A 24,912-nucleotide genomic window follows, 5' to 3' on the forward strand; every position below is an offset into this window, starting at 1 on the left:
CTCCTAATTTCAAAATGTATCGTCCTTTCTTAATTATACCCTTTAATTTTAAATATTAGCTTGTTCTCAATGAGGGCAAGTTTAGCAATTCTCTTAAACCATTTTTTCTGACCTGATGAAGCATTATAGTACTTGTTAAGTACAAATAATCGGCTATTTAAATTCATTTTCTTCTTATTTATTTCTGAAGGGAATGATTTAGAAATGCTAACTGAATGCTCATGTATATAGGTTTCGTTTAATAACAAAACTGTTTTCAGATTTGCTTTCCTAAATTTAATAGCAAGCATTTCTTCTTCAGAATAAAGAAAATTAGCTTCATCATACATTCCATATTTCATCATATAATGTGCATTAATCATTAGTAAGGAACCCGGCACCACATCCACTCCTACCCAGTCCTTATTCTCCAAATAACTCTCTTTATAAAATTTATTACTTAAAAATTTTAAATAAAACATACTTGCCGAAAATGCATAATCCCATTTATTCTGAAGCTTCCAAGCTATCAAATTTTGCTTTTCCCCGGAAGGCTTAAGAGCTTTAGGCGCACAAATAGCTGTTTCCAAATTCTCTTTTAAAAAAACCACCATGCCTTTAACACATTCATTAGTAAAATGCACATCTGGATTAGCCACTAATACATAATCCGCATTTAAATTTTTATAGGCATATCGAATTCCTTCATTGTTTCCAAATCCGTATCCACCATTGTTTGAAGTTTGGATTACTTTAACTTTCTCGTCTGCTACTTTCAGAAAACTCTCATATGACTGATTAGTAGAGTGATTGTCAACTACTATAATAGAATTTAACATAGAGTAGTTTCTTATTTCATTTACCAACTGTAACGTAGTATCTGCATCATTGTAATTAAGTATAATACAACTTGTATGAGTCATTGTTAATCCTTTCCTTATATCCTTTTACGTAAAGCATTCCAAACATACCAAGAAAAATAGTAAGCTGCTTTAGGAAATGGTAATTTTTCCAACCTGTAATATGTATTCCATGTTCTTTTCAAAGCATCAACCTTGTTGCTAGATATTGAACCGGGTACCTTACGATAGGAAGTAAGTACTTCATTTAATCCATATGCATAAGGGATATTTCTTAATAACAGAAGCCATGTAGCTGTATCTTGTCCTTTCCGAACAAGCGGCATTCTAAAATCTCCTATAATTTCTCGATCAATTAACACAGTTGAGCAAGCAATCGCAGTATTTTTCAATAACCCGGTATAAGAAATTTTTTCAGGAACATTTACTGTCCCCTTTTTCAAATGTCCTTCTTCCGTAATCGTCTCATAAGAAGTGTAGGTAAAAGGATAATCATTTTCCTGCATAAAAGTCAACTGTTTCTTTAATTTATCAGCTTTCCACATATCGTCACTATCGATAAAAGCAATATAACGACCTTTCGCATTTTTTATTCCCGTATTTCTAGCTACGGCTGCACCAGAATTTTCTTGTAAACGAATATACCTTATTCTGCTATCATTTATTGCTAGACTTTCAATGATTTCTCTACTTAAATCTCTTGAACAATCATCCACAAGTAGCAGCTCGATATTTTCATAAGTCTGATTAAGTACTGATTGAATTGTATCAGCAATGTATTTTTCTGCATTAAAGACAGGGGTAACAATTGATACCAATTCTTCTGTCATTGTATTTCTCCGTTCTATTTTATTGCATTTCTCGTGATCCTTGATGCATAATTCTTAATATATCTGTTATGCTTTTATTTGTCTGATACTCGTTTCTTTTTCGTAATGCTAATTGCAAATTTAACAAGGGATAAAGCTTCGGTTCCATAGCTTTGAAAAGTGCTCCTTTATCTCTATAGAATTTCTCGTTATAGCCCTCGAACCAACTAGATTCGTAATTATAAACATCCGCAATAACCGTTTTTTCTGAATAGACTTTTAAGCCTTTTTTTAATGAGGACCATAAGAATAATGTATCTTCTCCAGAACTATACTTTGCTCCTCCTCCGAACAATAAAGAGAAACTCAAGTTTTTCTTTTGCACGCTCTCTCTCTTAAATGTAAAAGTAACTGTCCCATATCTTAAACTATTCCAATAATGTACGCGACCATTCTTTTTTACTCTTTCTTCTGTTCGATCCGTATAATGCACTCGCACATTAAATACGATAAAATCAGCGTCTGGATATTTTTGGTAAGTAGATTTCACAATTTCCTCATAATTATCAACATAGACCATATCATCATCTGCCATCATGCAAATATCAGCTTTAGCGCGCATTAGGGCGTTATTACGACTTAGCCCTACTCCTCTTTCAGCAAAAGAAAACATTTGTAAAGTATTATTAATACTATTTTTTTTTTGATAATAAGCTATTTCATTGGCTTGGTTGATGATAATTGCGTCACTTTGTATATTCATTTTTTTTGCTAAAGAAAAATCTTTTGAATCTTGCTGCATCGTAGATATTAGCACTTGAATAGTAGACATTTTTACCCTCACTTAATCTGTTATCTATAAATTATAATTTTTTATAACAACCCACGCTATTATAGCAAAAATATAATATGAAAAAAAGCTTAGAAGTAATGAAAACACTTTAGTATATATTAACGGATGTAGTTTTCAGACCTGCCAAGTCCCGATTGGGACAATTCCTTTTCTTCACAACCCATTTCGTTCCATTATAACAAACTTTTCTTGAAGAAAAAATACTGACAAACCTTTCCTATAAGAATCTTTAAAAACATAAAAGGCACAGGAATGTTTTTAAACCTTTCCTGTGCCTAAATTTAATTAAAAGATGATTCGAAACACTAGCGAGAACTGATTTTCCTATGGTAAAGTAGAAAGTTTTTTAATTTTTCAAGATCAATCAATGCCACAAGAAAACTTAGTATAGCAAATACAGTAACAGCTTGATTTCGATAAGTAAACCAATAATGAAAGACAGAGTGGTTTGCTAGCACAATATACCAGAAGTAAGGAAAGACGGAAATGAGAAGCAGCGGCACATACTTTCCTGATTCTTTCAAAGGTTTATGGAAGAATAACCACGTAATTAACCAAAACAAAAAAAACACTAATGCCAGTTTGAAGCCAGGACCTGCAAACATTAACTCAAAATTATCCTGCAGTGCACGTAAAGCAGATACCTCAACTGTCTCGCTGCTTCCTGTAGTCCGAAAAGCTGCCTGCCCTATCGCATCCCCTAATACATTTTTTTGGAGAATCAATGAAGAAAGAATCCATTTAGAAACCCAAGTGAACGCATAAGCAATTCCCCATATAAAAGAAGACGATATGACTAATTGGAGGTTGTTGCTCAAACGAGCATCCTTTTCATACTTATTTTTCAAAAGTATAGAATACACTAATGGAAGACCTAATGTGATTAATGGATACGTAAGAAAGTCGACAAAGTTAACCACTGAGCCAGAGATGAAGAAAAGATATCCCAGCTCCTCCATGCGTTGGTGCTTCGCTAACTGACCTACTCCTAATATAGCCAGCATGGCTACAGCAAAAGATGTAGTGAACTGCATAGACATTGGAAAAATTACTACATAAATCATGGCCATGGACAAGAGAAAGGAAAATGCATCTAGCGTGCCCAATCTCTTTTTAATATCGCTGAAAGCCAGAATAAGTAAGGTCAGTATAAAGAACATATTGATATAACGGATATTGGCATACCCCATCACCAGCAACAAGGGACGCAAAAATAGTTGATAACCATGCCAATAGCGAGGATAATTTCTGACATTATGACTGGCTTTCAAGATGCTAACTTTTTCATCTTTGATTGTACCTTGAAGCATTACGCGATCAGTGAAATTATCGAGCCTTGCCGCAGTGGTTCCACCAAAAGAAACCAACGGGTAATCTCCTTCTCGTTCAATAATCATCAGACTGTCTTCATAATTCCTTTGAATCGTTTCATTAGGCAAGCTATAGACGATAAACAGCGATACCAAGTAAAAAACAATCAAAGAAAGAAAAATCAGCAAGTATTTTTTTATATTATGGAGTTGCAGTCTCATTTTCTACTAACCGATCCTTTCTGTCATATATTTGTTTCAGGAGAGCCATTTCATTCAATCGAACTTCAAATTGAAGACGCTGATTATGGTTAATGACATCCAAAATCAAGCCCGCAAAAAAGGAAAGGATAGCTGTCAACATAATGAAGCCTGAAACGATTAAAGTAGGAAAGCGTAGGACCAGTCCTGTCTCTAGATATTCCAAAAACACAGGTACGAAAAAGAACAGACCGATAATCAGCATCATGATAGAAAGTGTGATAAAGAAAAAAAATGGTTTATAATTTTTGAATAATCTTCCGATAGTTCTTAACACCTTAAAACCGTCCGAGTAGGTATCCAGTTTCGATTCACTGCCTTCAGGTCGATCGCGGTATTCAATTATAACATTTTCAATATGGAGCTTCTTATCTAAAGCATGAATAGTCATTTCCGTCTCGATTTCAAAGCCTTCAGAGATAACCGGGAAAGTCTTTACAAAATTGAAACTGAAAGCACGGTAACCTGTCATGATATCCTTCACATTATTCTTAAAGAGCATATTGATAAGACCTCTAACCACGACATTCCCTATATTGTGAAAGGGACGCTTATTCTCTTGAAAGTAGGTTGAAGAAAGGCGATCTCCTACCACCATTTCGGCTTCTCCATTCAGGATTTTTTCCGCCATTTCAGGAGCAAATTCAGCCGGATAAGTATCATCTCCATCTATCATCACATAGCAGTCCGCCGTAATATCCTGAAACATGCTGCGAATAACGTTCCCTTTTCCCTGCTTCTTCTCATAACGAACAACAGCACCTTCTTGACGGGCTATTTCAGCAGTCCGATCCGTTGAATTATTATCGTATACATAGATAGTAGCCTGTGGAAATACCTGCTTGAAGTCACATATTACTTTCGAAATTGTTTGCTCCTCATTGTAACACGGTATCAAAACCGCAATTCTTTTTTGTTCCATTTCATCCTCCAGAATAAAAGTAGTAAGTTCTAATTAAGAGATAAATGAATTTTCTCTTTAAGTATCAAGAAGCTATACACATGGTGATTCACTAGTTTTCTAAACATAAAATATAACGATTAGTTCTCATGGAATAAATCCCGTGTGTAAACTTTCTCAATAACGTCTTCCAAATCTTTCTCATTACGGTTCGAAACAATTACATCTGATAATTGTTTGAATTCTTCTAAGTCACGAATGACACGTGACTTGAAGAAAGTCTCTTCCTTCAGTGCTGGTTCATACACAACGACTTCAATTCCTTTTGCTTTGATTCGTTTCATGATTCCTTGAATGGATGATGAACGGAAGTTATCTGACCCAGATTTCATTGTTAAACGATAAATACCAACGACACTTGGATTCTTTTTCAAGACCATATCAGCAATGTGATCTTTACGTGTGCGGTTTGAATCGACAACAGCTTGAATCAAGTTGTTTGGTACATCATCGTAGTTAGCTAATAGTTGTTTGGTATCTTTTGGCAGGCAATAGCCCCCATAACCGAATGATGGGTTATTATAATGCGTTCCGATACGTGGATCAAGTCCAACACCTTCGATAATTGACTTGGTATCTAATCCTCTAACTTCTGCATATGTATCTAATTCATTAAAGTAAGCAACTCGAACAGCTAAGTATGTATTAGCAAACAGTTTAACCGCTTCTGCTTCTGTTGATGCCATTAATTTAACTGGAATATCTTTTTTTACAGCACCTTCAACTAATAAATCCGCAAACTGTTGAGCTGTTTCTGAAACTTCTCCTACGATAATACGTGATGGGTAAAGATTATCATAGAGTGCTTTTCCTTCACGCAAAAACTCAGGTGAGAAGATAATATTATTTGTTTGATACTTTTCTTTCATTTCAGTGACATAACCAACAGGCACCGTTGATTTGATAAACATGGTTGCATCTGGTTTTAACTCTAATACATCTTCAATAACCGTTTCAACCGTTGACGTATCAAAGAAGTTTTTCTTGTCATCATAATTAGTTGGTGTCGCAATAACAACAAATTCAGCATTGCGGTAAGCTTCTTCCTTATCAGTAGTCGCTAATAAATCTAATTCTTTCGTTGCTAAGTATTCTTCAATTTCTTTGTCAGCAATCGGTGATTGCTTATTGTTAATCATGTTTACTTTTTCTTCCACAACATCTAAGGCAACGACTTTATTATGTTGCGCTAGAAGAATCGCATTGGATAATCCAACATATCCTGTTCCTACTACGGTAATATTCATTTTCCCATACACTTCTTTCGTCTATTTTTTTAATGTTTTTGCTAGCTCTATAATATGCTCTTTCATTTTATCTGACGTTTCCGCATGGTTTAACCCAATCTCAATATTAGCAACAAGCATGCCATATTTATCGCCAACATCATAACGAGTGCCCATGTATTTATATGCCAACAATGCGTTTTGCTTGTTCAAGGTTTCCAACGCATCTGTTAATTGAATTTCGCCACCTTGATCGGGTTCTTGATTTTCAAGAATCGTAAAGATTTCAGCGGGTAAAACATAGCGTCCAACAATGCCCAGTGTACTTGGTGCTTGCTCGGGTAATGGTTTTTCCACAAGGTGGTTTGTGCTGAAAAGATGTGGTTCAATTTCATCTTTAATATCAATGATACCAAAACGATCTGATTTTTCTTTTGGTATTTGGATTGTCGCCACAATGCCCTTAGCATATTGCTCAGATAAGTCCATTAATGTTTTAGTTAATGGTTGGTCGTTAGGCATAATATCATCGCCTAATAGAACAACGAATGGTTCATCTCCTACAAAGGGACGTGCTTGTAAGATTGCATCTCCTAGTCCTTTTGGATAAGCTTGACGAACATAATGAATAGATGGAATAGTCGTAGACTGCACTTTTTTCAATAGGTCGTCTTTGCCTTTTTCGATTAGGTTGTTTTCTAAGGAAATATTTGCATCGAAGTGATCTTCAATGGCGTTTTTTCCTTTTCCCGTAATAATCAGAATTTCTTCAATACCACTTTTTAGCGCTTCTTCAACTACAAATTGGATACTTGGTGTATCAACAACTGGCATCATTTCCTTAGCCATTGCCTTTGTCGCTGGTAAAAATCGTGTTCCTAATCCTGCAGCAGGAATGACAGCTTTTCTTATTTTTTGCATGCTGACCCCTCTTTCAATTATTATCCTTCTTATTATACCAAATGTTTATCTAAATGAAAAAGACCTCTGAGTAATCTTTAACATTACTTAGAGGTCTCTGCTTTCATTTAGATGTCATACCCATTTGGATTATTTTTTTGCCAGTTCCAAGAATCACGGCACATGTCTTCCAAATCTTTTTCTGTTTGCCAGTTTAACAACTCTGACGCACGAGACGCATCTGCATAACAGGTTCCGATATCACCAGGGCGACGCTCCGCAATTGTATAAGGAATAGCAAGGTCGTTTGCCTTTTCAAAGTTATGAACCAAGTCAAGAACGCTGTAACCAACACCTGTACCTAGGTTGTAAATACCAACACCTGGTAACTTATCAAAACTTTCTAGGGCTTTTAAGTGACCCTTAGCTAAGTCCACAACATGGATATAATCACGGACACCTGTGCCGTCTGGTGTATCATAATCGTTACCAAAGACACTTAATTGTGGTCGTTTGCCTACAGCTACTTGAGTAATGTAAGGCATTAAGTTATTTGGAATTCCTGATGGATCTTCTCCAATTAAACCTGATTCATGAGCACCAATTGGATTGAAGTAACGTAAGAGTGCCATATCCCATTCGTTATCAGATATATGAACATCTTGAAGAATTTGTTCAATCATCACTTTTGTATAGCCATAAGGGTTTGTTGCGCTAGTAGGCATATCTTCAGTTAATGGCGACACGTTATTCATACCGTAAACTGTTGCAGATGAACTAAAAACAATTTTCTTTACATTATTTTCCTTCATGACTTCTAATAACATTAATGTACCAGTAATATTATTGTGGTAATAATTAATCGGCATCGCAACTGACTCACCGACTGCCTTATAACCTGCGAAATGAATGACTGAATCAATGGTTTCTTTTTCAAATATAGCTTCTAAAGCTGGTTTGTCTAATAAGTCTGCTTCATAGAAGGTAAAATCTTTACCAGTAATGGTTTTAATTCGATTTAACACCTCTGGTTTACTATTTGAATAGTTATCAACAATGACAACCTCATAATTATTATTTAATAATTCGACTACTGTGTGGCTTCCGATATAACCTGCGCCACCTGTTACTAAAACTGCCATCTTATCACTCATCCTTTGTTAACTTATTCTAGTTCTAACTCAGTACGTAATAAAGTTTGAATTCGGTATAATTCTTCATCCGGAACAAAGTAGTACCAAATACCGTCTGATAATGTACCACCGCTACCTGATAATTGCTCAGATTGAATATTTCTCGCTGCCGCAAGATAGTCGTTACTCTGTAACTTCAAGTAATCTGATGATTGGAAATTTGTTTGAATATTATTCGACAATGACCCTAAAATATCTTGGTAATTAAACAAAGTTGATGGGCTAATCACTTTATCAATAACGCCTTCAATGATTAATTGCTGACGTCTTTGACGTCCCATGTCACCATCTAAATCTGCATAGCGCATACGAGCAAATGCCAGGGCAGCCTCACCATCCATGTGGTTAACTTGGCTCTCATAGAAGGTATAGCCATCTTGTGTAAATGTAAGTGGACTAACAACATCAACGCCGCCAACTGCATTTACAATTTCTTGAATCCCAGCCATATTAACCGTTACATAATAGTCAATTGGTATATTTAAGAAATTTTGAATGGAGTTAATTGACATACCTGTTCCACCAAAGGCATAGGCGTGGTTAATTTTATCCCAAGTCCCATATCCGACAATTTCAGCGTAGGTGTCACGTGGAATACTCATCAGTGTTGTTTTTTTTGTTGTTGGGTTAACGGTTGCGACCATAATTGAATCCGAACGGCCTTGTTCAGTACGACCTAAGTCTCCTGAATCAACGCCTAACAGTAAAATAGATATTGGTTCTTTACTACTTAAAGTGACCGCACTCCCACGAATATCATCCACTTCTTCTTCAGCAATAGGTGTATAAATATCATCTGTCGCATTATTTAAATGTCTAAAAACATTAAATGCAAATCCTCCTACAGCAATAAGTGCGACTAATAATAAAAATAAAACAATTTTAAGTCCTGTTCTCTTTTTCTTTTTTTTCTTTGACCGATACCGTCTTTCTTCTGCCATTTTTGCACATCCTATTCATTATATTGGTAATCTTCAACATAGTCGTCTTCACTATAATAGCTGTCATAATAGTAGGTATCTAAATAGTTCTTATCAATATCTGATAATTCTAAATCCTCGACATCAATTTCATCTAACTCAAGTTCATTTCTTAAAGTATTGGATATTTTCAATCGTTCATCTGGATTAACATAGAGATAGTAAATCTCATCCAACCATAACTCTTCTCCAATTAGCTTATCTTGCGTGATATTACCCAATGCTTTTCTGTAACCTATCAAAAAGTCAGATAGTTGTTTAAATGATACATTCATTTTCACGTTATCTTCCATGGTCTTTAAAATATTTTGATAATTAGTAATTGTATCAAAACTTAGTACTTTACTTATAATAGCTTCTATTACTAATTTTTCTCTTTTTTGTCTTCCAAAATCTCCTTCTGGGTCGTCTTTTCTCATCCTAGAAAAAGCCAACGTTTCGTGCCCACCCATAAGGTGTGTCTCTCCCTCTACGAAAGAAAATCCTTGGTAGTCAAAAGTTAATGGGCTCTCAACTTCGATTCCTTCTAGCGCATTGACAATATCCATCAGACCTTGCATATTAACTTCTACATAGTAATCAATCGGAATATTTATAAGTTCCTGTATCGAGTTTATAGCCATCTCAGCTTCTCCAAATGCATAAGCATGGGTTATTTTATCGTAGAAGAGCTCTCCTTCATACGTTTCATAGCCTTCCATAATAGCGTATGTATCTCTCGGTATACTAACTAAAGTTGTTTTATTTGTATTAGGATTAATAGTACCTATTATAATCGCATCAGATCTTCCCACTGTATCCAAACGATCAGCCACACCATTATCTACTCCTAAAAGAGCAAATGAAATTGGTTGAGTTGCATTAATTACAACGTCACTACCATCACGTTTATCCTTAATACTAATATCATTAAATAGATTTCCAATTGTTGAGTTGACCTGATTGAACATCACCCAGCCAACTGTATAAATGAGAAAAAATAATGCAATACTAGTAAATATAATTCGTTTATTTCTTCTTTTTTTTCTATGAATGTCTTTACGACTTGTGCTCATTTTGTTTTCTTCCTCTTTTCGCCTTAAAATAGGCCTAACGATTGATAATACTAATCAATAGTATAAGCGAATTGTGAGAATAACAAAAGTCTAAAGTGAACGATTTAACAGAATCGTAAAAAATAGGCTCGTCTTTTCAGACAAACCTATCTATTGTGTTATTTTTCAAAGATTTTTTGAACTGCTTCATAACTTTCAAGCGTTCCAATATCATAACGTTTGCCTTGGAATTGGAAAGCGTGAACGGCTTTATGTTTAATTAAATACGGTACAAAATGCCCTGGCGCATCTGGATTATTGCCTTCTTCTAGGTATTTTTGGAAGAAAGGCAATGTATCTTTTCGATAAAGATAAAAAGCAGGTACACAGAATGAAGATTTTGGCTGTTCTGGCTTCTCTTCAAAGGATAATACGCGACTCTCATCATCAATTTCAATCACACCTGCGCGTTTTAACTGCGCCTCATTAGCTTCATGATAAGTGGTGATGCAATCAGAATCTTTGTTGTAGAAGAAGGTTGCAAAATCTACTAATTCAAATTCAAATAAATTATCTCCTGCGATAATCATTAAATCATCATCAATCTTTAGTTGATCAATCACATACTGAATGTCACCAATAGCGCCTAGTCGTGTGTCGTTTGTTAATGTGCCATCATTAACCACAGTCAACAACTTTGAATAGTCCGCTGTTTTTTTCCATTCTTCAAAATGACCAGCAAATTTATCATTAGTCACAATAATCACTTCATCAATCTCTTTAACACGGTCAACCTTTTCCATTGCATGGTCTAAGATACTTTTACCAGCTACTTTTAGTAGTGGTTTTGGTTGATTCTCCGTTAAAGGATACAAGCGTGTGGCATAGCCTGCCGCTAAAATAACAACTTTCATTTTATTCCACCACCAAATCGTTTATTAAATGGGCACCATCTGCAGTCTTACAAAAGTTGACCGCATAGCTATCCTTGTATTCTGGATGGCGAGCAGGATAGATCTCATCAATTTTCGCTTTAATTTGTTCTTTATAAGCTGGATCAATCAGACCAATAACAGCTCCTCGGTAACCCGCCCCACTAGGACGTGCGCCATAGACGCCTGGGCAATCTTTTAAAATATAGAAGATTGATTTCATTTCAGGAATACCAGATTCATACTGATAGAACGAACTCTCACCCGATTCAAACATTAGTTGACCAAATGTATGTAAGTCACCTTCAGCCCAAGCTTGAGCCCCTTTTTCAACACGAGCCTGTTCGGTATAATAATGAGCTGCACGTTTCCGGAAGCGTTCGGGTAGCTGTTCATTAAACTCATCGTAAATCTTAGATGAAATCTGACGTAATTTAACGTCTTCTAAAGCTGGCGTGTAGCCTTCACCTTTCGCTTCTTGAAGCAACCAGCCAGCTACACGCAATTCATCGGTACGATTATTAAAGTCAGTCGAAATCAGTTGTTTGGAAATACCTGAATAGACAACAACAACTTCAAAGTCTGGCATTGCTTTGCCTTTTGAAACGAGCTGATGTTCGTTTGATAAGCAATCCATCACTAATAATTGATTATCCATACTTAATATATTTGCGGATTGGTCTAAAATACCATTTTTCAGACCGATAAATTGCGTTTCAACCCAGTGGCTATATTGAATTAAGTCTAACTTTGAAACATCAATATCATTTGCGTCACATAGTGCCATCAAATAAGCTGTCGTCACTGCAGCTGATGAACTAAGTCCACCAATGGGGAGTTTACCACTAACAATGGCATTAATGCCTTTTTTAAGGACATAATCTTGACGTAGAGCCATCACTGCACCACGGATATATGTTCCCCAAAAACCGGGAATATATTCAGAGTCATGAGTGACGTGGAACAACTCTTTATCAGGGAAGTCCATACTTTCGATACGCACATAACCATCTTCAGTCGGTGAATAAACCATATCAACACTAGCATCTAAGGTCATACCAGTTACTAAGCCACCCTGATGGTCCGAATGTGCACCGATTGGGCAAATGCGAAGTGGTGATTTAACCGCTCGGATATCAGTCTCTTTGTAACGCAACTTGAATGCTTTAATGAGTTCGTTCATACTATCACCTCACACTAATTAAAAAGTTCTGCAATGCTTCTTTCCAGCTAGGTATTTCAAAACCAGTTTCCTTAGCTTCACTCAAATCCATTACTGAGTGACGTGGACGGTAAGCTTTCTGTGGGTATTCTTCTGATGTGACGGGTGCTACCTCAACAGCTGTGTCTTTTAAAATCTCAGACGCAAATTCATGCCATGAACAGCTATCATCATTCGATAAATGATAAATACCATATGCCGCTTTTGTTTCAGAAAGATGAACTAAAAATTCTGCTAATGTTCGTGTCCAAGTTGGTCGGCCAATTTGATCAGCTACTACCGTTAATTTAGGGTAGGATTCTGCTAATCGTTTCATGGTATAAACAAAGTTAGGTCCAAACTCTCCAAATACCCAAGACGTGCGCACAATGTAGTAGTTGCTACAAATTGCTTGAACCAGTTTTTCGCCCTCTAATTTGGCACGTCCATACTCATTTTTAGGATTAGGAATAGCATCAACTGTATATTCTTCATCTGATGTCCCATCGAAAATATAGTCCGTACTAATGTAATATAGGATGGCTCCGTTTGCTTCTGCAGCTTCGGCGACATGTTTCGTTCCAAGAACATTAACAGCTTCGTTGGCCGCTTTCCCTTCATCTTCCGCTTTATCAACAGCTGTATAAGCTGCACAATGATAAATAACCGTTGGCTTCAACTCACTAATATAACGATCAACTGCTTCTTTATTGGTAATATCTAAATCTTTGTAGTCTGTTGAGACATAAGCTTGCCCGTTTTCATCAAGTAGCTTTCTTAATTCTGTTCCTAATTGACCATTTCCACCTGTTATTAAAATCATTTTCTTCTCTCCTAACAGAAAAAGATAGGATACCCTATCTTTTATTGATTATTTTCTGCATATTTCGCTTCGACTGCAGCTTTTTCTGCTTGCCACCACGCTTGATTATGACGATACCAATCAATCGTTGCTTTAAGACCTTCTTCAAAATTAGTAAACTCTGGCTGCCAGCCTAGTTCTTCGTTCAATTTTGTAGAATCAATAGCATAGCGTAAATCATGTCCAGCTCGATCTTGAACATGGTCGTAAGCATCTTTCGGTTGGTCCATTAAGGTTAAGATTAACTCCAGAACTTCTTTATTATTTTTCTCACCGTCTGAACCAATTAAATAGGTCTCACCAATGTTACCATTTATCAGAATTTCCCAAACTGCAGAAGAATGATCATTCGTATGAATCCAGTCACGAACATTCTTACCTTCGCCATATAGTTTAGGACGAATACCTGATAGGATATTTGTGATTTGGCGCGGGATAAATTTTTCAATATGTTGGTATGGCCCGTAATTGTTAGAGCAATTTGAAATCGTTGCCTTCAGACCAAATGAACGCACCCAAGCTTTGACTAACAAGTCAGAACCAGCTTTTGTGGATGAGTAAGGACTTGACGGATTATAAGGTGTGTCAGCTGTAAATTTCTCTCCTGGACCTTCACCATGACCCGGTAAGTCTTCACGTAGTGGCAAGTCGCCATATACTTCATCAGTTGACACATGATGGTAACGGACATCATATTTACGACATGCTTCAATCAAAACATAAGTTCCAATCAAGTTAGTCTGTACAAACGGATAGGGGTCTTTCAACGAGTTATCATTGTGTGACTCTGCTGCATAGTGAACAACTGCATCAGCATCTTTGACTAATTGATCAACTAATTCAGCATCAGCAATATCGCCAACAACCAATTCTACACGGTCTTTTGGTAGACCCGCTAAATTAGCTTCGTTTCCAGCATACGTTAATTTATCTAATACAGTGATGGTAGCTTCTGGATGGTTATCAGCAACGTAATGAACAAAGTTACTACCAATAAATCCTGCTCCCCCTGTTACAATAATATTCATGTTATTTCTCCTCCCAAACAAATGGATTATCAAACTCAGCTAAGGTAGGATGGTTTTTATCTTTATCTGATAATACTAATTTATCAATTGGCATTGGCCAAACAATCCCAACCGCTGGGTCATCAAAAGCAATCCCACCATCATGTTCTTTTGAATAATACTCATCAACTTTATATTGGACATTACAGTTTGGTGTTAGTGTCATAAAGCCATGCGCAAATCCTTTTGGAACAAGTAGCTGGCGGTGATTATATTCACTTAGAATGTAACCTTCCCATTTGCCATAGGTTGGCGAACCGACACGAATATCCACAAGGACATCGTAGATGACACCTGTTGTTGCACGTACTAATTTTGTTTGCGCCTTATCTGGTGTTTGAAAATGCATGCCACGCAAGACACCTGGTTCAACGGATAAGGAATGATTATCTTGAATAAACTCATGTGTAATCCCAGCATCAACAAAGGTTTTTGCTGAATAACTTTCTGTAAAAAAGCCTCGGTGATCACCAAAGACTGCGGGTTCAATCATTTTAACATCTTGTAAATTTGTATTTATTACCTTCAAACTGTCATCTCCTTAAGATAATGGCTGGTCAGCAAGACGCAATAAATATTGACCATACTCATTTTTCTTTAGTTCTTGTGCTAATTCAATTAATTGTTCCCGATTAATATACCCCATGCGATAAGCAATCTCTTCTAGGCAAGCAACTTTAAGATTTTGACGTTTCTCAATCGTTTCAATGTAAAGAGCAGCTTCCAATAGAGATTCATGTGTACCCGTATCCAACCACGCAAAACCACGGCCCATAATTTCGACGTCTAAATCACCACGTTCAAGGTAAACCTTATTGACATCCGTGATTTCTAACTCGCCACGCTCGGAGGGCTTGATATTTTTAGCAATTTCTACAACATCGTTATCGTAAAAATATAAGCCTGTAACAGCATAGTTACTCTTCGGTTGTTCTGGTTTCTCTTCAATTGAAACAGCGCGCATGTCATCATCAAATTCAACCACACCAAATCGTTCCGGATCGTTAACATGGTAACCGAATACCGTTGCGCCTTTTTCTTTTGTTGCATTTCGTTGTAGCATTGTTGAAAGACCACTACCATAATAAATATTATCACCCAGAATCAAGCAGACTGAGTCGTCTCCAATAAATTCTTCTCCAATGATAAAGGCTTGTGCCAAACCATCTGGACTTTCTTGAACTTTGTATTCAATGTTTAATCCTAATTCGTTTCCATTACCAAATAGTTGTTCAAATCTCGGTGTATCAGTCGGTGTTGAAATGATTAAAATATCTTTAATTCCCGCCAACATTAAGATTGACATCGGATAGTAAATCATTGGTTTATCGTATATTGGCATTAATTGTTTTGAAACAGCCTTTGTTAATGGGTATAAGCGTGTCCCACTACCGCCAGCTAATATAATTCCCTTCATTTCATTTTCCTCCTATTTTTTGTTATAGTATGCGACATACCAATCTGCGAATTTTTGAAGTCCATCTTGAATCGATGTTTGTGGTTTAAAGCCAATTGCTGCTTGCAATTTATCTGTTGAGGCATAGGTTGCTGGTACATCACCTGCTTTAATCGGTTCAAAAATCTTATCAAATTCAACCTCTCTGCCTAATGCATTCGTTAAAGCTGCTTCTAAGGCATGAATAAAGACCATTAATTTTTCAGGATTGTTGTTCCCAATGTTGTAAACTTCATGAGCCACTTTATCTTCTGATTTCTCTGGTGCATGTGGAATTAATTTAACAATCCCCGTTACAATGTCATCAATGTAAGTAAAATCACGATACAAGTCATTATCAAAGTCACCATTATTAAAAATGCTAATCGCTTGGTTATTAAAGTAACGGTCCGTAAATCCAAAGTAGGCCATATCTGGACGGCCCATTGGACCATATACCGTGAAGAAACGCAGTCCAGTAGCTGGAATATTGTAAAGATGGCTATAGGTATGAGCCATTAATTCATTTGATTTTTTTGTTGAGGCATATAAAGATACTGGATGATCAACAAAGTCAGTTTCTTCAAAGGGTACTTTTTTATTCGATCCGTAAACTGAGCTCGATGATGCATAAATTAAGTGGTCAACTGGATAGTGACGACAAGCTTCTAATATATTGTAGAAACCAATAATATTCGATTGGATGTACGCATCGGGGTTCTCAATAGAATAGCGTACCCCTGCTTGTGCGGCTAAGTTAACAACAACATCAAACTTTTCTGTCTCAAATAGGGACATAATGAAGTCTTTATCTGAAATATCACCTTTAATAAAAGTAAAATTTTCTTCTGGCAGCAATGTTTTTAGTCGCTCATTTTTTAGTGCTGGATCATAATAGTCATTTAAATTATCTAATCCGATTACGGTCATCCCATTACTTAACAAGGCTTTACTTAAATAGGAACCCACAAAACCTGCAGCTCCTGTTACTAAAATCTTTTTCATTATTCTTGCTCCTATCTTTTTAAAAAAGGATATGTATCAGCTACATATCCTTTCTTAGGTTAAACATTCACGTTAGCAAATGTAATTAGTTTTTCTCTCAATTCATCATCTGGAATACCTTTTAATGAGTGAACAAAGTCTAGAATGTCTTCTTGTTTATAGAGTGTGCTATTGCCAATAAAAATCTTCTCGTAAACTTGATTTTCTGATAACTGACCATCAACTAAGAGCTCTTCATAGAGTTTCTCACCAGGACGCATGCCTGTTTCAACAATAGGAATCTCACTCTCAGTGTAACCAGATAATTGTACCATCTTCTTAGCTAAATCTAAAATCTTAACCGGTTCTCCCATATCAAGGATAAAGATTTCGCCACCATTAGCCAATACACCAGCTTGAATAACTAAACGGCTTGCCTCTGGAATTGTCATAAAATATCGAATCATTCTAAAGTCAGTAACAGTAATCGGTCCGCCATTTTCAATTTGCTCACGGAAGACTGGAATGACACTCCCACGACTCCCTAAGACATTACCAAAACGGACAGCAGCAAATTTGGTCTTTCCTGCTTGATTTAATGTCGTTACTAAGATTTCAGCAATCCGCTTCGTTGATCCCATAACATTAGTTGGTCGAACTGCCTTATCGGTTGAAATCATCACAAAGTTTTTGACATCAGCATTCAAAGCAGCTTCTGCCATATTCAAACTACCAAATACATTATTCTTTACTGCCTCTGTTGGATTATATTCCATTAATGGCACATGCTTATGAGCAGCTGCATGGAAGACATAATCGGGCTTAAATCGTTCCATCAATTTAAAAATCCGATCACGGTCTTGAATGTCAGCAATGATTGGAACAATATCAATAGTCCGACCATAGAGGTTACGAAGTTCTTTATCAATCAAATAAATGGAGTTTTCACCGTGACCAAGTAAAATCAATTTTTTCGGCTCAAATTTAGCAACTTGACGGCATACCTCTGATCCAATAGAACCACCAGCTCCACTAACGAGAACAACTTTCCCTTCTAATTCGGAAGCTATCATTGTCCTATCCAATTTCACTTCTTCTCTACCTAATAAATCCACAACATCAATTTCTCTAAATTTATTAACACTCAGTTTTCCCTTAATGACGTCTTCAATACTTGGCATTTGATTGACAGTTACATCAGCTTGATTACAAAATTCTAAAATGCGTTCTAGTTGGTCCCCCTTAATAGAGGGAATCGCAATGGTTACTTGATCGATACGATGTTTTTTGACTAGATCAGGGATATCTTCTTCAGTACCTAGAATAGGAATATCGTATAAGTATGAATGCTTTTTATTTAAATCGCCATCTACTAGACCCACAACCTCAATTTCACCTGGATCTTTTAGAATACTACTTAGAAAAAGATTCCCACCATCACCTGCTCCAATTACAAGCGTTCGAATAATGTGATCATAAGTATCATTTTTATTCATTCTGTTTGATAGATTCTCATGATAAAAACGCCAAATCACTCTTGAACCTGGAATAAAAACGAGACAGAACATATACATGAGGAAAATATAGCGAAAACTAACACTTTTTATAAAAATAATTGTTAGAAAAGCAGAAACAGCAAATGAATAGGTCATTAATTTTGTCGCTTTCATTATTTCATAAACACTTGTATATCTAACAATGCGCGTAAACAAGTGATGCCTAAATCCTAAAATCAAATAAAGACAAATACATATCCCAATCATTGCATAATAAAATTTTGTATCTGGTCTAACATACAACTTAACAATATAATGAGCTAAAAAAGCAGATAACAGAATAAAAAATGAATCTACAACCATTAAGATGGATGATTTTTGTTTGCGAGATAACCTTTCCTTCAAATCCTCCAACTCCTTTTAAAATAAGCCAAATCGTTTTTTTCTCTTTTTACTTACTTCTGTAGGTGTTAATAATTGAAGCATATCACCATTAATTAGATCTTTCGCATTTTGTTTATATGCTAGTGTTTTTTCATAGCCAAATTCCTTTTCCATTTTCTTAAAAGCTTCCTTCATATTAAACGCACGGCCTCTCGTATTATGAGCATCTGAAGCCAAGACATGAACCAAATTAGCTTCAATTAATTGTGAACTTAGCTTTGCTATTTCTTTTCCAAAAACCCCTATATAACTACTTGCGGTCAATTGAGCCACTGCTCCTCGTTCAACGAATTCTAATAGCCGATCCGGGTTATCAATAATCTCTTGATTGCGTTCTGGATGAACAATAACTGGCGTTATACCAGCTTGTTGAATTTGGAAAAATAAAGTTTCAGCGTATGCTGGAATCGTCATAGTTGGAAATTCAATTAATAGGTAATGATTTCCTTCATCAGTAAACAAAATTTCATCTTTTTCGATGTCATCTAACACTTCACCGTATAAACGTACTTCTTGACCTGGAAAGACGGTTAAGTCAATATGACGTTTATCTAGTTCATCTTGCAAGTCATTCACATGCTTAATAATATCATACTTTATATTTTCGAATTTTCCATTTTTATGATGTGGAGTTGCTAGAATATGAGTGATTCCTTCAGCAACAGCTAATTCAGCCATTGCCAAAGAATCTTCTAACGATCGTGCTCCATCATCAATACCATGTAATATATGAGAATGGATATCAATCATTTAATCACTCCTCGTCTGTATAACCGTAGCCGTAATATGAATATGAACGATCATTTTTCTTTTCTGCTCCGTTAAAGACTACTCCTAATACATTCGCATGAACCATATCTAATAGTTCTTTAGCGTGTTTTACATCATCTGTATATGCAATACCACGGCGAACAACAAACACAACACCATCGGTCTTAGTCGCCATAATTTGTGCGTCAGTTACTGAAACAACTGGTGGCATATCAAATAGTACTAAGTCATATTCTTTTTCTAATTCTTTAATTACTTCATTCATACGATTAGAATTTAAAAGTTCTGACGGATTCGGTGGTATAGGACCGCTTGTTATAATATCTAAGCCTACTTCTTCAACTGATTGTGCTACTGCACTAACAGTTAATTCTCTGCTAGTAATTAAACTACTTAAACCTATTGTATTTTGTAAACCAAATGTCTTGTAAACTGTAGGCTTTCTCATGTCTGCATCTATGAGACATACCTTCTTACCTTGATCTGAAAACACGGAAGCAATATTGGCTACTATTGTTGATTTTCCTTCGTATGGTCCAGAAGAAGTAAAAATTATAGATTTCAACTCTTTATCGATCATGGAAAATTGAATGTTTGTACGAATAGTACGAAATTGTTCTGCAATTATAGAGTTTGGTTTTGTAACAGTTATTAAAGTTGTTCCTTTTTTTTGTTGCTGATCTAACTTTTGTATTTGTTTTCTATTTTTTCTTCCAAACATTATCATACCCTATACCCTTCTTCTACTTCTAGTCACTGTTGAATTTTTCTCTCTAATAGGAATATTTATCCTAGTCTCATTAATTTCGTTAACTGACATTTCTAAAACAGAACCTAAATTAGTTAAACCCAAATCCTCAAGTGCCTTTATATCCTTAACTCTTTTGTCGGTATACTCCGTGATAAATGCAAGTAAGATACCCACTATAAATCCTAAAATAAAACCAATAGAAACATTGAGGACTGGTGTAGGAGAAACTGGGTTTAAGTTAGGGGTTGCTTCAGACAGTATAGTGACAGATTGTACATCTAAAATGCTGCCTATCTTATCTTCGAATGAATGAGCGATTAGATTGGCTAATTCTGAAGAAGTATAGGGATTATCATTTTTTACACTTATACCGAAAACCAATGAATTGGTCTCAGTTTGAACATTTATCATTTCTCCTAACTCATTTATTGTTAGAGAATTGCCAATTTCATTAATAACTGCCTCTAATATGATAGGTTCTTTTATAATTGATTGATAGGTGTTTATTAAGTTCAAATTAGTCTGAATGTCCGTATTTGTAATATTCTGATTTGTATTTTGTGTTTGATTTACTACAATACGAGTAGTAGATTCGTACATAGGGGTTACAAAGAAAAACGTATATGCCCCTGATATAAATATGCCTAATAAACTCATAAAAACAATTAACTTACTTTTATGCTTCAAAATAACTGCTAATTCTTCCAAAGATATTTCTTCTTCCATTTTCTTCCTCCACTTTTTTTACTCTTTTTCATATTTTACTGCTTAACTAAACCATATATAAACAGAGTGATGTTTTTAAGTTCTGATTTTTTATTATATATATATATAAAATAAAAAATTAAATATATTATTAAAGCAAAAATATTTTCAAGTGACCAAGCTCCTACAATAAATACAGCTATTAAAATTAATTCAATTATGATGTCTCTTAAGACAGACACATTTAAAATTTTAGTCAAAATTAATTCGGCTATAATGGCTCTAATAGCTATTACAAATGTAATACTAAGAATAGCTCCTGTTAAATTCTTAAACACGCTAGTAGTAAGGATTGTTAAAAAGATACTGAATAAAAGTACACTTATATTAATCTTTAAAATATGATTTTCTAATCTCAATGTCTTCATGAAAGAATTAATTAATAAAGTCATTTTACTTTCAAAAATGATTATTGGAAATAATACTCCCATATATTTTAATCCTTCGCTATATTGAGGTAACCAATACAACATAAACGATTTAATAGGAATGTAAAAAACTAATATACCTAACATTAGAATCATTAATCCATCTCTTAAGTTTAGATATAATATTGACAGTCTATCTATTTCTACTCTCCTTAACATTGGGTATACGACAAGCCCAAGTGCATTTATGAAAACCATAAACATATTGGAAATACTGAGTGTCAAAGATATTTGTCCAAAAACCTCAACATTCCAGCTTCGTTCTATTCCTAACCTAACTACTCCTATAAGAAACATATTTGCTATATTTGCAAACATTAGTCTAATTCCAATTTTTATATTTATTTTTATTTCTTGAAAGACATTTGTAAATACATTGCTTCTAATGCTTATGATATCTCTACAAATAAACATAGAATAAATTAAAGAAAATCCTTTACCAATTAAATCTGAAAGAATTAAATTTCGAAAATTTGCACTCTTATTTGTAACTATCAAAATTATAACAACTAAGTAAATCAAGCGATCTGATATTGTAATAAATGAATATTCTTTTATACGATTAGTTGATTGAAGTATATAAAGCAGCATATATCTTGTATTGACAAACAACGTTTGTATTCCAAGCATTTGAAAAACAAACATTCTATCTAAATTTTCAATAAAAAAACAACTAAATATATAAAAAATTAAACCAAAAGCAAGTTGAGATATAAATAAAAAATAAAATTGACTAAAAAAAACAGATTTATTTAAATTCTTATACTCTTCACCACCATATCTTAAATAAATTCCATCATTCAATCCAAAATGTAAAAAACCAATATAAGATGAATAGAATAGATATAATTGCCAATAACCATAAGCAGTTACTCCTATTAACTTAGGTACAACAAATATAACCAATGTTGATATAACTAAAGATACTAAATTAGAAGATAACGAGTAAGAAAAGTTTTGCATTAAATTAATGACATTTTGCTTGACTGATGATTCTTTTTTATTATTTTCCAATTTTATATCCACCTTTTTAGACACTAACCATATTTTAAGTTTTAACGATAAATTTTAATATGTAACAACCTAAAACCTTTTCTTTCTTAAAACTATCCTTGGACAAGATTCCATAAAAAACATTGAAATAGACAACACCCAAAAAGCCATAAAGGTATTAGGAGTAGATAAAACTACATTATTACTAGGCATATAAAAAAATATAGATAATAATAATGATAAAATTATTATCGCAAGCTGGTTTTCTTCGTAAACTGATTTTTTTATAATATATCCGCAATAATAAGAGAAAATAAATACTACAAACAATGCTCCAATAAATCCAACATCATTTGCAATCCATGTAAAAAAAGTATGATAATAAATAGTTGGATGCCAACCTATGCTAGCTAATTTCATTTGATAGGTATTCAAGAAATATTCTTTATTAAAAAGCTCACTAAAATTTGAAATTAAGAAGTTTGAATGACCTATACCAAGCATACTCATATTTTCTAAAGGTAATAACATGGACAGTGCATAGTAGCCTTGTGTAAGATAGCTGGAAATTAATATAACTCCGGTCCCAATAAAATCTGGAGTGTATTTAACAAATATATTTTCCATATCAGGATATATTCCACCAATATGGAAGTTAGCTACAGAATTTATCCTATCACTAATAGATAATATGAAAAATATTATACCAAATAATATTAACATAAAGATTAGAAATCTTAGAAATAGCTTTTTAAAACTAATTGAAATCATTTTGTTAGACTTATTCATCAAGTTATTTCTTAAATATTTTACTAAAAAAACTGTGATAAAAATAAATGCGACACCTATGATCCCTTGATTTGTTCCAATTGATATCCATCTTGTTAATTCAACTAATATTGTCAATACTCCTAGGATTTTAAACAGTGGTCTTACCGTTTTATAGTTGTATAGAAATAGCGGCGTTGAAGAATAGGTTAACGGAGCCAAAACAACCCATGGAGCTGCTGATATACCAAATGCAATAGGTATATTTCCTATTTTTTCATAATAGGAATCACCAGGTTTTGATAGCCCAAGCGACAAATTATTAATTATGTTAGAAAATGACAATGTTTCTATACTTGTATAACTAACTATCCCCCATAATTGATAAAAAAGATTTAGTATAATTAATGTTTCAATAAAAAAAATGAAAAATTTACCTTTAGATTTATATTGTAAAGAACCATTTAATTTTCTATATGCAAGATAAAATCCAAATATTATTAACAGAAAAAGAACCAATAAATATAACGTTAATAACGTAAAATTATCACTTGGCCAATTGTATGGTCCAATTACATACATAATATATGTAATTGATAAATAAATTACTATCAAATTTGGAATCAACCATAATTTTTTTTTCAATTTTTAATCCATCTTTCTAAGGGAAATTTATTATCGAAATAATAATATACAATCCAGTAATATTCTTTTTTTGCTAAGGTAAAATTTTTTATATTTAAATATTACTTTTAAAAAATTTTTGTATTTTCTTTTTTCGAACATCTCAAGTCTTAATAAGTAAAACATTTTTTGATTTTGAAGTAATTTTACTTTTTTATTGTAATTTTCAATTTTATTACTATAATTCATGATTAAATCAAGTAGATTATCAGAAACAGTTAACATTTGTTTTATATTATGAATCATACTTTTTTTATTTCTACTTATTAATGGTGTGTTATTCTCCTCATGTCTTCTAAAATAAATTTTAGGAGAAGAGTAATTATAAAGACCATCAAATAATAGAGATATATTCCATAAAATAGAATCATGTGAAGTATTATCATATGAATACTCTCTAAATAATTCAATTAATTCTCTAGTTATGCAATAAGTACACCCTGGTCTGAGCACAGAATACATTTTCTCAGAAATATTAATTTTGTGAACTGTATTATCATTTTTCATTGTTCTCATAATATTTTTAGATATCTTTATTGTATTTTCCCCTTCGTAAATAGGGGTATAATCTGTTGTTAAAAGTTTTATTTTTTTGTTTTCATTCATTATCTTTAGCATATTTTCAACCTTATTTTCATACCATATATCATCTTGATCGCACAAAAATATATAATCTGCTTCAAATTCATTTAAAATACTACTGAAATTTTGCCTCCATCCAATATTTTGCTTATTTACTCTTATAAACCATTCATTATTTAGTTTGTTTCTCTCAATAAAACTTTGAATTATAGAGTAAGTTTTATCTGTAGATTTATCATCGGAAATTATTACTTTGTCTGGACGTAAAGTCTGATTATATATTGAAATTAGTTGTTCTTCAACATACTTCTCTCCATTATAAGTTGTCATAATTACTAAGGTTTCCATAACTATCCCCCTTATACTTGAATATTCTTCATATA

At 34.0% G+C, this 24,912-nt stretch carries 24 protein-coding genes; all 24 read right to left on the bottom strand.

Translation table 11 applies throughout. The features are described 5' to 3' along the window. Positions 1-29 precede the first annotated feature (29 nt). The 24 genes from BW721_RS05765 to BW721_RS05880 all read right to left on the bottom strand — a co-directional run bounded on the left by BW721_RS05765 (position 30) and on the right by BW721_RS05880 (position 24,877). Positions 30-902, bottom strand: coding sequence for a glycosyltransferase (locus tag BW721_RS05765; RefSeq protein ID WP_076766979.1), 873 nt, complete (start codon positions 900-902; stop codon positions 30-32). Positions 903-916: 14 nt separating this feature from the next. After that, positions 917-1,669 carry a glycosyltransferase family 2 protein gene (locus tag BW721_RS05770; RefSeq protein WP_076766981.1) on the bottom strand — a complete coding sequence of 251 codons (753 nt, stop codon included), beginning with the start codon at positions 1,667-1,669 and terminating at the stop codon, positions 917-919. 19 nt (positions 1,670-1,688) lie between these two features. Then, positions 1,689-2,480, bottom strand: coding sequence for a glycosyltransferase family A protein (locus BW721_RS05775; RefSeq protein ID WP_076766983.1), 792 nt, complete (start codon positions 2,478-2,480; stop codon positions 1,689-1,691). A 326-nt stretch (positions 2,481-2,806) separates the two neighbouring features. Further along, positions 2,807-3,898, bottom strand: a complete 1,092-nt coding sequence (locus BW721_RS05780) for a hypothetical protein (protein ID WP_156892197.1) — start codon at positions 3,896-3,898, stop codon at positions 2,807-2,809. A 115-nt stretch (positions 3,899-4,013) separates the two neighbouring features. Further along, positions 4,014-4,994 (bottom strand): DPM/DPG synthase family glycosyltransferase, encoded by a 981-nt coding sequence (locus BW721_RS05785; RefSeq protein ID WP_076766987.1) that lies wholly within the window; start codon positions 4,992-4,994, stop codon positions 4,014-4,016. A gap of 119 nt (positions 4,995-5,113) precedes the next feature. Next, positions 5,114-6,280 carry a nucleotide sugar dehydrogenase gene (locus tag BW721_RS05790; protein ID WP_076766990.1) on the bottom strand — a complete coding sequence of 389 codons (1,167 nt, stop codon included), beginning with the start codon at positions 6,278-6,280 and terminating at the stop codon, positions 5,114-5,116. Between the two features lie 21 nt (positions 6,281-6,301). After that, on the bottom strand, positions 6,302-7,180 hold the full coding sequence (galU, locus tag BW721_RS05795; RefSeq protein ID WP_076766991.1) for a UTP--glucose-1-phosphate uridylyltransferase GalU: 879 nt from the start codon (positions 7,178-7,180) through the stop codon (positions 6,302-6,304). A gap of 107 nt (positions 7,181-7,287) precedes the next feature. Next, positions 7,288-8,301 carry a UDP-glucose 4-epimerase GalE gene (galE, locus tag BW721_RS05800; protein WP_076766993.1) on the bottom strand — a complete coding sequence of 338 codons (1,014 nt, stop codon included), beginning with the start codon at positions 8,299-8,301 and terminating at the stop codon, positions 7,288-7,290. Between the two features lie 23 nt (positions 8,302-8,324). Then, positions 8,325-9,293 carry an LCP family glycopolymer transferase gene (locus BW721_RS05805; protein WP_083686798.1) on the bottom strand — a complete coding sequence of 323 codons (969 nt, stop codon included), beginning with the start codon at positions 9,291-9,293 and terminating at the stop codon, positions 8,325-8,327. Positions 9,294-9,304: 11 nt separating this feature from the next. Next, positions 9,305-10,387, bottom strand: coding sequence for an LCP family glycopolymer transferase (locus tag BW721_RS05810; RefSeq protein WP_076766995.1), 1,083 nt, complete (start codon positions 10,385-10,387; stop codon positions 9,305-9,307). 158 nt (positions 10,388-10,545) lie between these two features. After that, positions 10,546-11,280 (bottom strand): nucleotidyltransferase family protein, encoded by a 735-nt coding sequence (locus BW721_RS05815; protein ID WP_076766997.1) that lies wholly within the window; start codon positions 11,278-11,280, stop codon positions 10,546-10,548. Position 11,281: 1 nt separating this feature from the next. Beyond that, positions 11,282-12,481, bottom strand: coding sequence for a GHMP family kinase ATP-binding protein (locus tag BW721_RS05820; protein ID WP_076767000.1), 1,200 nt, complete (start codon positions 12,479-12,481; stop codon positions 11,282-11,284). A 4-nt stretch (positions 12,482-12,485) separates the two neighbouring features. After that, the gene (gene rfbD / locus BW721_RS05825; RefSeq protein ID WP_076767002.1) at positions 12,486-13,322 is read right to left on the bottom strand and encodes a dTDP-4-dehydrorhamnose reductase; all 837 of its coding nucleotides are present in this window, start codon (positions 13,320-13,322) and stop codon (positions 12,486-12,488) included. Between the two features lie 41 nt (positions 13,323-13,363). Next, positions 13,364-14,389, bottom strand: coding sequence for a dTDP-glucose 4,6-dehydratase (gene rfbB, locus BW721_RS05830; protein ID WP_076767004.1), 1,026 nt, complete (start codon positions 14,387-14,389; stop codon positions 13,364-13,366). A gap of 1 nt (position 14,390) precedes the next feature. Beyond that, positions 14,391-14,957, bottom strand: a complete 567-nt coding sequence (gene rfbC, locus BW721_RS05835) for a dTDP-4-dehydrorhamnose 3,5-epimerase (RefSeq protein WP_076767006.1) — start codon at positions 14,955-14,957, stop codon at positions 14,391-14,393. A gap of 12 nt (positions 14,958-14,969) precedes the next feature. Further along, positions 14,970-15,845 (bottom strand): glucose-1-phosphate thymidylyltransferase RfbA, encoded by an 876-nt coding sequence (gene rfbA / locus BW721_RS05840; RefSeq protein WP_076767008.1) that lies wholly within the window; start codon positions 15,843-15,845, stop codon positions 14,970-14,972. Between the two features lie 12 nt (positions 15,846-15,857). Further along, positions 15,858-16,868 (bottom strand): SDR family NAD(P)-dependent oxidoreductase, encoded by a 1,011-nt coding sequence (locus BW721_RS05845; protein ID WP_076767011.1) that lies wholly within the window; start codon positions 16,866-16,868, stop codon positions 15,858-15,860. Positions 16,869-16,927: 59 nt separating this feature from the next. After that, positions 16,928-18,706: a polysaccharide biosynthesis protein gene (locus BW721_RS05850; protein WP_076768658.1), complete on the bottom strand. Its 1,779-nt coding sequence runs from the start codon at positions 18,704-18,706 to the stop codon at positions 16,928-16,930. Between the two features lie 57 nt (positions 18,707-18,763). Beyond that, on the bottom strand, positions 18,764-19,537 hold the full coding sequence (locus tag BW721_RS05855; protein ID WP_076767012.1) for a tyrosine-protein phosphatase: 774 nt from the start codon (positions 19,535-19,537) through the stop codon (positions 18,764-18,766). A 4-nt stretch (positions 19,538-19,541) separates the two neighbouring features. Beyond that, positions 19,542-20,279, bottom strand: a complete 738-nt coding sequence (locus tag BW721_RS05860; protein ID WP_076768659.1) for a CpsD/CapB family tyrosine-protein kinase — start codon at positions 20,277-20,279, stop codon at positions 19,542-19,544. A gap of 9 nt (positions 20,280-20,288) precedes the next feature. Beyond that, complete coding sequence (locus BW721_RS05865) at positions 20,289-21,035, bottom strand: YveK family protein (protein ID WP_076767014.1); 747 nt, start codon at positions 21,033-21,035, stop codon at positions 20,289-20,291. Between the two features lie 35 nt (positions 21,036-21,070). Then, positions 21,071-22,516, bottom strand: coding sequence for a hypothetical protein (locus tag BW721_RS05870; protein WP_156892198.1), 1,446 nt, complete (start codon positions 22,514-22,516; stop codon positions 21,071-21,073). 69 nt (positions 22,517-22,585) lie between these two features. After that, a complete protein-coding gene (locus BW721_RS05875) occupies positions 22,586-23,908 on the bottom strand; it encodes a hypothetical protein (protein ID WP_076767016.1) in 1,323 nt (440 codons plus the stop codon). Positions 23,909-23,938: 30 nt separating this feature from the next. Then, the gene (locus BW721_RS05880; RefSeq protein WP_076767018.1) at positions 23,939-24,877 is read right to left on the bottom strand and encodes a glycosyltransferase; all 939 of its coding nucleotides are present in this window, start codon (positions 24,875-24,877) and stop codon (positions 23,939-23,941) included. Positions 24,878-24,912: the final 35 nt, after the last annotated feature.

The organism is Jeotgalibaca sp. PTS2502 (assembly GCF_001975685.1).
Classification (GTDB): Bacteria; Bacillota; Bacilli; order Lactobacillales; family Aerococcaceae; genus Jeotgalibaca; species Jeotgalibaca arthritidis.